We start from the raw sequence: 12,344 nt of genomic DNA, 5'->3' as shown, positions 1-12,344 counted from the left end.
TCGGGAACGCCGCGTTCATCGGCCGGTGGGCGCTTCGTTTTCTGGAGAGTCGACAGGATAGGCGATCGCGGCAAACAGGGCCAGCATCGTCGCGTAGAAGGCGACCGTCACCTTGAGGTTGAACGTCTCGACTGTCAGGCCGAACGCTGCGAACGCCACGGTCGTCATCAGACCCATCAACGCCGCGCGATTTTCGACGCGACCGCGCCGCAACTGTGCGGAGCGGACAAAGAAGATGGCCGGGCCGATGTAGACGCCCAGAATACTGAGCAGTCCGAGAATCCCGTAATCGACGGCATACGCCAGAATCTGGTTATGCACTTCACCCTTGCCCAGTTCGGCGGCCTGGGGCGTCAGTTGCCCGGACGCAGCCATCGCCGGCATGGCGTCGCGATAGCCGTGGGCTCCCTGGCCGAGCGCGGGCCGCTCGGCGATAAGCGTGCCGGCGACTTTCCAGAGTTCTAACCGAATGCCTGTGGACGTGTCGGCATTGCCGTCGGACAGGCTGACCAGATCCGAGCGAATCGACTCGAACCGATCGCGCACGACCTGGGAGGAGAAACTGCTCGCCAGCAGCACAAGCGCGACGACGGCGATCGCGGCGCGACGTGCCCGGCTTACCGGTTGATAGCGCCACAGCAGCCACACGATCAGCAGGCATGGCAGCACGATCCAGCCGCCTCTGGACTGACTCGCCCAGGAAGCATAGCAGCCCGAAGCGGCCCCAAGAATCTTCAGGGCGACGATCCACGGCTTGTCATGCTTGAACCAGTGAATGGAGACAACGGACAGAATGCCGAGCAGCACGGCGATGTCGCCGAAATGGATCGGGTTCAGAAATGAGCTTTCCGCTCTGGCCGCCATCAGATCGGTGGTCGAATACCACGCCATGAGCGCCGCGCACAGGGCGCCGACGCCAAAGGTGAGATCCACCCATCGCGGCAGGATATCGACGATTCTGCGCAGTCCTAGAAACACGATGATCGCCAGGACGAACCGAACCGGCGAATCGAGCGTGTTGGCGACGACGTTGCCGTGCAGCGCCTCCACGACCAGAACGGCCAGAACCGGCAGCAGCAGCGAGCCGAGCAGGACCCGGACGTGGGCATTGGTCTTGACCAGGGCGCACGTTTGCCCCGGTTGCCGGTAGGAAAAGAGGACGATCGCGCCGAGCGCGACGGTCAGGAACATGACCGTGTTCCCGCCGCGCGGCACGACGAGCGAAACGGCGGGAAACAGCAGGATCAGTGTGCCGAAAAGCTTGGCGAGGAGGTGCCGGCGGAAAGTTCGTGCCGGCGCGGCGGACATGCTCATTGGATACCAGGCAACTGCGGGAATTTACTTTGCACGAAGTATGCCAGAAATGCCCGCCGCGCCGCGTTATCCGTCTGCGTGGCGCAACGCCGGGGGGCGTTTGCGCCAAAAATCCACCACTACAGGTTCATCGCCCCCAACACGCCGCACAGGTGCAACGCCACGTGGGTCCAGGCGGCCTCGTCGTAACTGTCCCCCTGCCGAGCCAGTTGTTGCGCCTCGTGAAATGCTCGCCACATCGCGGCGGCGCTCGACGGCGTGCCGCCAGCCAACCGGTATTGACGTTGCAGCGCCTCGGCCAGCCACGGCTGGTCCTGCGCGCACGCCTCGGCGTACGCCTCGACGGCGACACGGGCGTAGGGGTCGACGGTCGGGTCCAGCACAACCGGCTGACGTGAGGACGGGCGGGCCAGCGATGCCGCCATCGCGTGACGCTCGGCGGCGTTGTGACGTGTGTGGTGATGTTTCATTTCGGTCTCGTCTCGTTGGCCGCGCCGGGGCGCCAGCGCGGGATCACTTTCGTGGACTCACTCGTTTTCCATGTCGCGGATGAACAGCATGGCCGCATGCTTGGCCTGATCGATGCTGGCAAACGTGCGGCCGTCCATCGGCCAGATATCGACCAGCACCGCATAGCTGCCGGGGCGCTCGGCCTGCATGATGCGGATGTAATGCTGCCGGAACACGCAGCGCGCGAGTTCCACGGTCGGATGCGGTCGGCGGAAATGGGCGGTTGACATGACAGTCTCCAGAGAGTCGGCCCTCCGGCCTCGACGGGCCGTTGCCTGAATTCAGCAAATCCCGTGCCAAACCTCATGCTTCGCTTAACCCTTTGATTTTCAAAGAACTCGCCCGTTCTCTCGAATCGTCGACCTGGAAAAACGTTACGAAAACGAAACGTCGGGAAACGTGATGGGAACGTCGCGCCGTAACATGTCGCGGCTGGGACGGTCCGCAGATTGCGGCCAATGACGCGATTTGAGTTGCCGCTAAAATGGGTTAATTCCCAGAACTACGTTGGTCCGCTCGCATGAATCTGCGTTTTCTCGAAACTTTCGTCTGGCTGGCCAAGCTCCGTAATTTCCGGCTGACGGCCGAGCGTTTGCATACGACGCAGGCGGGGGTGTCGAGCCGTATCGCGTCGCTGGAGCAGAGCTTTGGGGTGCGTTTGTTCGACCGCAGCGCACGCGAGGTGACGCTCACGGCGGCCGGACAGAAGGCGCTGGCGTACGCGGAGCGCATCGTCATGCTCGGGCAGGAGATGAAACGCGAGCTGAGCGACCCCGACATGCCGCCGGGCGTGCTCAAGATCGGCGTGGTCGAATCGATCGTGCATAGCTGGTTCCCGGATCTTGCGTCGCGCATTCACCGCGAGTACCCGCAGCTCGAAATCGAAGTCACGAGCGAGACGACCATCAATTTGTGCAAACAACTTGAAGCCGGCACGCTCGATCTCGTCTTGCAGACCGACGTTCAGCATGCCGCCGGGGTGGAAAATCTCCCGCTGGCCGAGTTCCCCATGCGCTGGGTGGCGAGCCCCAAGCTCAATCTCGAAGGCGAGACGCTGGACGTGGCCGATCTCGCGGCGTACCCGCTGGTGAGTTTTTCGCGCAATTCGGGGCCGCACAAGACACTGGAGCGCATGTTTTCGGTGGCTGCCGAACGGCCGGTGCGGGTCAACTGCATGACGTCGGTGGCGGCGATCATCCGTCTGGTCGCCGACGGTTTCGGTGTGGCCATGCTGCCGCCCGCGATCATCCAGCGCGAGCTTGGCGAGCACAGCCTGCACCTGCTGCGCGTCAATGCCAACTTCCCCAATCTGCCGCTCGTCGGGTCGTTTCGCACGGGCGCGCTGCTCGCAGAGAACGTCGCTCGTCTGGCGCAACGCACCGCCAGCGAGTTTGCCCTGAACATGGGCCCCGACATCGCCATTCCGCCCGCGGCCGCCATGACGGCGCCCGCCTGGGGCGCGAACGACGCCTGAGCGTCCGCGCTCGGCGGGGCTCCCCCCATCTGCCTCCGCGCAGGGCCACGGGTCACGGGCAGTCATAAGAATTTGCTGTCACGGCGAATTTGATTTCTTGTTGGACGCGTTTTCCGTCGTTTTGCACACTCGGTGCAACGCTCGACCCGTGCGTGCTCCTCGCCGAGCCGTGCCAGTCGCTCCCGATTGTCGAAACCGATGGATGCCCCATGACCGTGACTGCCCCCCGCGCCCAACTTTGTATCTGGACGAATATCGATCCGGCCTTCGAAGCGGATTTCAACCGCTGGTATGACCGCGAACACATGCAGGAGCGTGTCGCAATTCCGGGTTTTCAATTCGCCCGCCGCTTCAAGGCGCTGCACGACTGCGCCCGTCCGTATCTCGCCCTGTATTGCACGCGTGACGCGGCCGTTTTCACCAGCGAGCCGTATGCGCAGGCCTTTCAACACCAGACCGAGTGGTCGTTGCGCAACTTCGCGCGCATGCAAGGCACGCAGCGCCGTGTCGGCACGCTCGACGTCGAAGCCGGTCAGGGGCAGGGCGGCATGCTCGCCGCATTCGTGCTGACGGCAGCGACGGTGGCGCAGGCCCGTGCGCGTCTGGACGCACAGCTTGCCGAGTTGGTGCAGGGTGACGGCATCGTGCGTGCCACGTTGCAAGTGACCGTGCCGACGCTGTCCGTCTCGCTCACCGCCAAAGACGCGCCGCTACCGCCGGCCGACGCCGTGGTGCTCGTCGAAGGCACCGATCCCGACGCCGTGCGCGCGGCCGCCGAGACGCTGGCCGCCGCATATGGTGTACCCGCCGCGCAAGTGACCCGCTTTGCCATGCTGTGGCGCCTCGGCGCCAACGACGACTGACGTCGTGCCCCCCACGCGCGAGACCGTCCGCACCGGTTGCACTATCCGGCGGCCCTCGCGCCCTCTCTGGAGACATCCATGACAACGTATTCGAATACCCGCGACGTTCACGACAAGCGCAGCGACGCTGCTCCCGCGCAAGCGGCGACGGGCAGACACGGGGCCAACAAGGGCCGTCTGGCGACTGCCAGCATGGTCGGCACGACACTTGAGTGGTACGACTTCACCGTCTACAACACGCTCGCTGCGCTGGTCTTCAACCATCTCTTCTTTCCCTCGGTCGATCCGCTGGCGGGCACCATTCTCGCGTTATCGACGTACGCCGTCGGTTACGTCTCGCGACCGCTTGGCGGCTTCGTGTTCGGCAATCTCGGCGACAAGATCGGACGACGTGCCGTACTGGTGCTCACGCTCGTGGTGATGGGCCTGACCACAGGGTTGATGGGCTTGCTCCCGACCTATGCATCGATCGGCATCTGGAGTCCGGTGCTGCTCGTGGCGCTGCGGTTCGTGCAGGGCGTGGCGCTCGGTGGCGAATGGGCCGGCGCGGTGTTGCTCTCCGTTGAGCACGGCGATCAGAAAAAGCGCGGGTTGAATGCGTCGTGGACGCAGGTCGGGCCATCGTTCGGCACCTTGCTCGCGACCGGACTGATCGCGCTCATCACGCTGGCGATTTCACCCGACGACTTTCTCGCGTGGGGCTGGCGTGTGCCGTTCCTCCTGAGTCTCGTGCTCGTGGCGTTCGGCCTGTGGGTGCGTCGCGGCGTGGAGGAAACGCCGATGTTCGAACAGATGCAGCATTCGGACCGTCAGGCGGAAATGCCGATTGCAGACGTCTTTCGCAAGCACTGGCGCAATCTGCTGGTCGCCGGCGGCTCGCGTATCGGCTCGGATGTGCTGTATGCGCTGATGGTCGTCTTCACGTTGACCTACGTCACCGGCACCCTGCATCTGTCGCGGCCGCTCGCACTGACCGCCGTGCTCGTGGGCACCGCCTTCAACGCGCTCACCGTGCCGTTGTTCGGCGCGCTCTCCGACAAGCTGGGCCGCCGCCCGGTGTATGGCTTCGGCGTGTTGTGCGCCGTGATATGGGCATACGGCTTCTTCGTGCTGCTGGACACGTCGAGCCCGGCGCTGATCGTATTGTCGGTGGTGGTCGGTCTGGTGATCCACGCGATCATGTATGGCCCGCAGGCGGCGTTCGTCACTGAGCAGTTTCCAACACGCGTGCGTTACGCCGGCTCGTCGCTGGCCTACACGCTGGCGGGCATTCTCGGCGGCGGCTTTGCCCCGTTGATCATCGTGAGTCTGTACAAGCAGTACGGCACGACATTGTCGGTGTCGCTGTACGTGACGGCGGCGCTCGCGGTCACCGCCATTGCGTTGTTCGCGGCGCGCGAGACAGCCCACAAGCCGCTGCGCGACTGAGGCAGAACGCTCGCCCGCTTCACCGACGTTCGGCGCGATGGCCCGGACAGACGACGGCACGCCTTGGCGCGTGCCGTCGTCGTTTCAAGACGGCACAGGCGACGCACACAGCTCGGCCAGCCCGGCGAGGTCGCCGCGCTGCGCAAGCTGGTGCACGTGCCGCGCGAAAAGCTCGTATTGGGGCGAGAGCGTGCTCAGATTGCGCGCCCAGTCCATCAGGTCGGTGATCGCGCCCATGGCGATGAGCTGACGCGCTTCGACGAGCAATTCGCGTGAGGGACGCACGAGTGCCGTGCGGCCGTGATCGGCATCGGGGCCGGGGACCGAAAGGGCGACGGTCTCGTCACGTTGGAGCTCGAGCAGACGCGCCAGCGTATTGCGCAGGTCGACGAGCTCGACGGGCTTGAGCAGGCACGCGTCGTAGCCGCCGGCTTCGGCGCCGGCCACGGCTTGCGGCGAGGCGGAGACCGCCAGCACGGGGACGTCCGGCCAGCGCCGCCGCGTGGCGCGCGCCACGTCGAGACCGTCGGCATTGGGCATCATGTGGTCGGTCAGCACCAGATCCGGCGGCGCCTGATCGGGCTCGCTCAGTGCCGCGATGAGCGCGACGCCATCGCCGAAGGTGCGCACCGAGAAGCCCAGACTCGCGAGTTCGTCATGCAGGAACTGCCGGATTTCGGGCGAGTCCTCGGCGAGCCAGATGCGATGGCCGGCGCCGTCGAGCGGCGGCAACGCGTGCGTGGCGCCTGCGAACGATTGCGGCACGAGATCGGCTTCGCGCGCCACGCGCAATGGCAGGGTGAATGTCACCCGTGTGCCGACGTCGGGCGTGCTGTGAATGGCGATCGTGCCGTCCATGCGCTCGATCCATTGCTTGACGATGGCAAGCCCGAGTCCTACGCCCGGCAGGCGTCGCGCGCGATCGAATCGCGCGAACGGTTCGAACACGCGCGGCAGATCGTCTCTCGCGATACCGCAGCCGGAATCCTCCACCGTGAAGCTCACGTGCACGATGTCGGCGAGCGTCGCGTCGGGCGTGGCCGACAGCGACAGCATGATGGTGCCGTCCGCCGTGTACTTCGCCGCGTTGTCGAGCAGATTGCCCAGGACCTGGCGTACGCGCTTGGCGTCGAATGCCAGCAATGGCGGGAACGGTGCGCGTACGTCGAGCAGGAACGCATTGTCGTGCTTGCGCGCAAGGCTCATGCCTTCGTGCGCAATGCCCTCGATGAAGGCGTGCGTGTAGACGGGGGTGACATGCAGCGAGTCGGCCGCCCCGCCGCCCGCGTATTCGATCAGGTCGTTGACCATCGCGAGCATGTGATGCGCGCTGCGGCGAATGATGCGGCCCCGGTCGGCGTCTTCGCGCCCGCCCGACTGCACCAGATCGGCGAAGCCGATGATCGACGTGAGCGGCGTACGCAGGTCGTGACTGATGCGCGCGAGAAAGTCGCTTTTCGCGCTGTTCGCCTCATCGGCGGCGATAAGTGCGGCTTGCAGTTCGCGGGTGCGGGTGTCGACGGCGTTGGCCAGGCGCGCCTGCTCTTCACGACGCGTTTGCAGCACTTCGCGCTGCGCCGCGCGTTGCTCGCGCACGAGTTCGCGCGAGCGTCCGGCCATGAGGATGGTGAGCATCAACAGCACGGAAATGTTGGTGCTCCAGCCCATTGCCGTGTTGGCCAGCCAGTCTTCGGGCAGCAGGCCATTGATGATCGCCAGTCGCCAGAACAGCACGAGGCAACCGGGGGAGAAAGACATCAGACTCAGGCGCGCGTTGGAGAAGCCGCGTCGCCAGCCGTCGGCCAGCGAAACGACCCAGATCACGTTGAAGAGCGTGAGCAATTGCACATGCGTATTGGCCGCCACACGATGATCGCCGAACAGCGCCCACATTGCCATGAAACCCATGAGTCCGATCATCGCACGGTAAGTCCGGCGCCACAGCGTCACCCCGTTCAGGCCTGAGAAGATCAGCAGCATCGCGCTGAAAAACCCGGCGGTCAGCGTCGAGAAGACGCTGGGGGCCCTCACGATGAACTCGCCGCCCTGCGTGAGCAGGTAGCGATACAGGAAGCCCTGGAACGCCATGTCCTGGGCGACCTGCGTGAGGGTGGTGAGCGCGAGCAGCACGAAGACCGGATCGCGACGCGCCACGCCCAGCACGGACGCATACAGGCCGATGGAAATCATGGAGCCGACGAGCAGCATGGCGACCATCGCGTTGTGGGCTTCGGCCACGCGGAAGTCATCCGGCAGCCACAACTGCGGCACAAGGCTGACCGTTGAGCGCGTCTGCACGCGCACGAGAAACGTGAGCCGCTCGCCTGGCGCCAGCGTGATCGGAAAGACCGAGGTCTCCGAGCGGACCGGATGCTGGGCAAGCGGCACGGTATGGCCGGCGCGCCACGTGATGTGTGGCTGGGTGGCCCCGGGCGGCACGGCGTAAAAGCGAACGTCCTCCAGTCGCACGATACCGACGCTCAGCCAGCGCGTGACAGGGGTTGTCCCCGAATTCACGACGCTGCCCGTGAGCCAGAAGGCGGAGCGACGGTAGCCCGGATTGAGCATGCGCGGGGTGATCGCTTGCCAGCCCGGGGCGGACAGCGCCTGCATGGCGTCGAGACTTCGTGTCGGGTCTTCGAGCATGCGCAATTGCGCATGGAGCTTGAGCGGGGACGGCGCGTCGGCGAGATCGATCGCGGCTGTCGATGACGACTGTGCTGGCTGCGTGGGAAGCGACGCCGCGATGGCGTCCTTGCCCGGCATCAGGCGCGCGATGGGCGCGAAAGGCCCGGTCAGCGGCGCGTCAGGACCGCGGAGGCCGGAAATGCCGAAAACCCCGCAAAGCCAGAAAAGCCCGATGAATGCGAGTGCGGCCACCGTCAGCCGCACAGCGGCGGTCCGGCGCACGTCTTGCGCCCGAATGCCCGACGGCGCATCGCTCATGGCGTTCCGGGCGTTCCGGGCGTTCCGGGGGCCCCGGGGGCCCCGGGGGCGCGCTCGACCTGAGCGCCCTGTTCGCGAAAGCCGCTGGGCGGCATGCCGAAGCGCTCGCGAAACGCGGTAGCGAAGTTGGCGGCGCTGGCGAATCCGACGGCACCGGCGATGTCCTGCACGTCGAGTGAGGTTTCCGAGAGCAGGCGCCGCGCCTCTTTCATGCGCTCTTCGCGAAGGAAGTCGAAAACCGTCACCCCCACGCAGCGCCGGAACGCCAGATTGAGGCGGCGGGTGTTCGTGCCGACCGCACTTGCCAGTCCGGCGAGCTCGGGCGTGGTGCTCAACTGGTCGAGCAGCAGCGCGCGCGTGGCGCGAAACAGCACGGCGTCCAGCGTGTGTGCCTGCACCGGGAGCGGGGCGAGCTTGCCGTGCTCGCCGTGCGAAGCGGGGGCCGTCGTCTTCAGATGGATGGACAGACGTAGCCGCACTTCCTCGAAGTCGTAAGGTTTGGTGACGTAATCGACCGCACCGGCCGTGAGTCCGGCGACCCGCTCGCCGGGCAGGGCGGCGGCCGTGAGAAAGATGAGCGGGATGTGGCGCGTGCCCGGATCGGCCTTGAGCAGACGGCAAGCGCCGAGACCGTCGCAGACCGGCATGCGGATGTCCATCAGGATCAAGTCGGGTTGCACCGTGCGCGCCTTGGTGTAGCCGTCGCGGCCATCTTGCGCGATGTAGACCCGGCAGCCTTGCTGGCTGAGAAAGTCCATCAGCAGCATGCGGTCTTCCTGGTTGTCGTCGACGACGAGCACCCGCACGCCCGATAACTGACGGGCATGCGGTGAGGCAGGCCATGGGCTGGCCACGCCGGAAGATGTCGTGGCGGGGGCGGCAAACGACTGCGGGGGCAGGTGACGATCGCTCATGATGGTCGTCATTCTTTCACATTCCCTTTGTGCCGCCGCGCCGATAAGGTGCGAATACCGACATGCGGGAAATAATTTTCCGCCGGGCAAACGTCGCATGCCGTCGGGCAAAGGTGGCGTCCTCGCGCGTCGGGTCGGCTCGGGTAAGGTCAACCGTCGGGTTCGCAGTGGCTGCGACCGGCGCGCAGGGGATCGGGGGGTCGCTTGCCGTCGGCGCGCGCCGCAACGCGAGCCCGGCCCCCCCGGGGGGGGCCGTCGGTCAGCTTATTCCGGCGTCGTCCAGACGACGTTCGCCCCCACCGAGCACAGGTTTTCGACGAAATGAGGATGCGCGCGGCGAATCGGCTGCGCGTTCTTGATCGTCGACTGGCCGTCGATGCTCGCGGCCACCATCAGCAGCGCAATCGCCACACGAATGATGTACGGGCTCTCGACCACCGCCGGCGAGAGCGGCACGCCACCGAACGTGATCAGCCGATGCGGATCGGACTGGAACACGTGCGCGCCGAACTTCGAGAGTTCCGTCGACCAGCCCATTGCGCCGTCGTACACCTTGTTCCAGAACATGGCGCTACCTTCGGCCTTCACGCCCAGCGCGATGAAAATCGGCAGCAGGTCCACCGGGAAGTAGGGCCACGGCGCGGCCTCGACCTTCGTCAGAATGTTCTGCGTGAATGGCGTCTGCACCTTGAGCTTGCCCTGCGCGGTGGCGGTGGACCAGCCGTCGCGATGCTCGACCTTGATGCCGAATTTGGCGAAGGTGCGATCGATCAGCGGGAACTGCTCGGGGGCCGAATTCTTGACGGTGATTTCCCCGCCCGTGATCGCACCCAGCGCGAGGAACGTGGTGATCTCGTGGAAGTCTTCGGCGAAGCGGAATTCGCCGCCGCCAAAGCGCTCGACACCCTCGATGGCGAGCTGCGAGGTGCCCACGCCTTCGATCGGCACGCCGAGCATCTGCATGAAGCGGCAGAACTCCTGTACGTGCGGCTCGGAGGCCGCGTTGTTCAGTTGCGAGCGACCGTTGGCGGTCGACGCGCACAGCACGAAGTTCTCCGTGGTCGTCACCGACGCGTAGTCGAGCCAGTGATGGATCGCGGGGCGCGCCTCGTCGGCGTGGATCAGCAGCGAGCCGGAGGTGCGCTCCACGCGCCCGCCGAAATGACGCAGCACTTCGATGTGCGGGTCGATCTCGCGCACGCCGAGGGTGCAGCCCTTGATGTTGTCCTCGATGCGGGCGACGCCGAAACGCGCGAGCAGCGGCGGCACGAGCATGATCGACGAGCGCATCTCTTCGGGCAGATGGTCCGTGCGCGGATCGAACTTCGTGTTCAGGTGGTGCACGTCGAGAATGCCCGCGTCGAAGTCGACGCTGACGTCGCTGCCGAGCTGACGGAAGATGTCGAGGATCTTGCGAACGTCGGTGATCTCGGGCACGCCGATGAGGCGCACGGGCTGATCGGTCAGCAGCGTGGCGCAAAGAATCGGCAGAACGGCGTTCTTGTTGGCGGAGGGGGTGATGCGACCGCGCAGCGGCTGGCCGCCGTGGACTACCAGATGGGACATGGGCTTCCTTCGGGCTTCATGCTTGCGTCAAGCGCTCGGAACGGCTGTCTGCGCAAGCGGGGGCAAAAAACGGCAGGCGGGCCGCTAGCCCGTCGCGAACAGGCGAAATATACCCCGATTTAGGTCGCGGCACCGGCAAAGGCTTCGGCAAATATCGCGCGAAAGTCCGGCGTCTCGGCGGCCGCGGCGCGAGTGAGCACCCGCGCTTCGAGTTCGTCCAGATGCGCGGTCGCAAGCGCAATCGCCGCCTGCGTCTTGCCGTCACGCAACTGGCCCACGAGCAGGGCATGCTCGGTCGGCGCGCAGTGCATGAATTCGGCCGGGTCGTAAAGGGCCTTGTACAGCTCCGTCTTGGCAACGAGTTGACGGGCGAACGCATCGAGCTCGGCGCTCTCGGCCATACCGATCAATTTCAGATGGAACTCGCCCGCGAGGCGAATGGAGCGCTCGTGCGTGCCGTCGGCGTGCGAGCGGGCTTCGGTCGCGACGTGCGCGTCGAGCACCGCGAGTTGAGCATCGCCCAACCGGCCGCAAACGCTCGCGATCACGCCGGTCTCCAGCACACGTCGCGCACGATACGTCTGACGGATGTCATCGAGCGAGGGCTGCGGCACGAACGCGCCACGGTTCGGTTCGAGCACCAGCTTGCCCTCGAAGCCCAGCCGCGCGAGCACCTTGCGCACGGCGCCGCGCGTGCAACCGAATGCCTGCGCCAGATTCCGCTCGCGCAATGGCATGCCGGGACGCAGCTTGCCCGAGAGCAACGCCTGCGAGATTGCCGCGTAGACCCGGGCCTCGATCTGCTGACCTGCGCTGCCCGGCGTGTCGTCGCCCGCCGTCGTCGATGTTGCCTCAGTCACCGAAGTTGCCGATGCCGCCGACCTCGCGGTGGCGGCATGCGTGTTGCGAGCGGCGCGGGGCGCGGCGCCTTGCGGCGTGTCGCCTGCCGTAGGGGATGGCAATGGCGACGGCGAGGGCGGTGCGGTGCGGCTCAAGCCGGATCTCCTTGAAGGTGGTGGATCGCGTGGATGTGGGGCGCATTGTACCTGCGGCGCCGAGTCCGCCGGTCACGTCAAACGTTCCCACGGCGTCAATCCTGACTCACGACGTGTAAACCCTCGATTCGGGGCTTCAGGCCAAACGCGATCTTGCATTTCGGCAATTCGTTACCGATAATGGTCAACAAAAATGGTTAACCATTTCGACGTGTCTGGTTGATGATATGTCAATTCGAAACGGCGTGCCATGCCCACCGGACACAGGCGAAGTGGCACGAAACCATGGCGCCGCGCGCATCTGCCCCCAACGCCGACGCGCGGCCGACCGACA

Annotated in this window: 10 protein-coding genes; 3 read left to right on the top strand and 7 right to left on the bottom strand. The window is 65.6% G+C overall.

The annotated features are described in order from the left end of the window. Positions 1-15: 15 nt before the first annotated feature. The 3 genes from UC34_RS20535 to UC34_RS20525 all read right to left on the bottom strand — a co-directional run bounded on the left by UC34_RS20535 (position 16) and on the right by UC34_RS20525 (position 2,054). Entirely contained in the window at positions 16-1,314 is a 1,299-nt protein-coding gene (locus tag UC34_RS20535; RefSeq protein ID WP_052811159.1) for an O-antigen ligase family protein, read from the bottom strand. 119 nt (positions 1,315-1,433) lie between these two features. Then, positions 1,434-1,784: a hypothetical protein gene (locus UC34_RS20530; protein WP_052811158.1), complete on the bottom strand. Its 351-nt coding sequence runs from the start codon at positions 1,782-1,784 to the stop codon at positions 1,434-1,436. Between the two features lie 57 nt (positions 1,785-1,841). Continuing rightward, positions 1,842-2,054, bottom strand: a complete 213-nt coding sequence (locus UC34_RS20525) for a hypothetical protein (RefSeq protein WP_044456983.1) — start codon at positions 2,052-2,054, stop codon at positions 1,842-1,844. A 290-nt stretch (positions 2,055-2,344) separates the two neighbouring features. On the opposite strand from UC34_RS20525, the gene UC34_RS20520 reads away from it, so the two are divergent. The 3 genes from UC34_RS20520 to UC34_RS20510 all read left to right on the top strand — a co-directional run bounded on the left by UC34_RS20520 (position 2,345) and on the right by UC34_RS20510 (position 5,589). Then, on the top strand, positions 2,345-3,298 hold the full coding sequence (locus UC34_RS20520; RefSeq protein WP_044456982.1) for a LysR family transcriptional regulator: 954 nt from the start codon (positions 2,345-2,347) through the stop codon (positions 3,296-3,298). 209 nt (positions 3,299-3,507) lie between these two features. Then, the gene (locus tag UC34_RS20515; protein ID WP_044456981.1) at positions 3,508-4,161 is read left to right on the top strand and encodes a DUF4286 family protein; all 654 of its coding nucleotides are present in this window, start codon (positions 3,508-3,510) and stop codon (positions 4,159-4,161) included. Between the two features lie 78 nt (positions 4,162-4,239). Beyond that, positions 4,240-5,589, top strand: coding sequence for an MFS transporter (locus UC34_RS20510; RefSeq protein ID WP_084070851.1), 1,350 nt, complete (start codon positions 4,240-4,242; stop codon positions 5,587-5,589). A gap of 84 nt (positions 5,590-5,673) precedes the next feature. Here UC34_RS20510 and UC34_RS20505 read toward each other — a convergent pair whose 3' ends face one another. From UC34_RS20505 to UC34_RS20490, 4 genes are all read right to left on the bottom strand, one after another. Further along, positions 5,674-8,535: a hybrid sensor histidine kinase/response regulator gene (locus UC34_RS20505; protein WP_052811157.1), complete on the bottom strand. Its 2,862-nt coding sequence runs from the start codon at positions 8,533-8,535 to the stop codon at positions 5,674-5,676. Next, complete coding sequence (locus UC34_RS20500; RefSeq protein ID WP_237165351.1) at positions 8,532-9,302, bottom strand: response regulator transcription factor; 771 nt, start codon at positions 9,300-9,302, stop codon at positions 8,532-8,534. The genes UC34_RS20505 and UC34_RS20500 overlap by 4 nt, the downstream gene beginning before the upstream one ends. A 411-nt stretch (positions 9,303-9,713) precedes the next feature. Continuing rightward, positions 9,714-11,015: a UDP-N-acetylglucosamine 1-carboxyvinyltransferase gene (locus UC34_RS20495; protein WP_044456980.1), complete on the bottom strand. Its 1,302-nt coding sequence runs from the start codon at positions 11,013-11,015 to the stop codon at positions 9,714-9,716. 119 nt (positions 11,016-11,134) lie between these two features. Next, positions 11,135-12,010: a GntR family transcriptional regulator gene (locus UC34_RS20490; protein ID WP_237165168.1), complete on the bottom strand. Its 876-nt coding sequence runs from the start codon at positions 12,008-12,010 to the stop codon at positions 11,135-11,137. Positions 12,011-12,344 lie beyond the last annotated feature (334 nt).

Source organism: Pandoraea vervacti (assembly GCF_000934605.2).
In the GTDB taxonomy this organism is placed as follows: Bacteria; Pseudomonadota; Gammaproteobacteria; order Burkholderiales; family Burkholderiaceae; genus Pandoraea; species Pandoraea vervacti.
The sequence above is the reverse complement of the archived record's forward strand: the minus strand, read 5'-3'. Positions and strand labels throughout refer to the sequence as shown.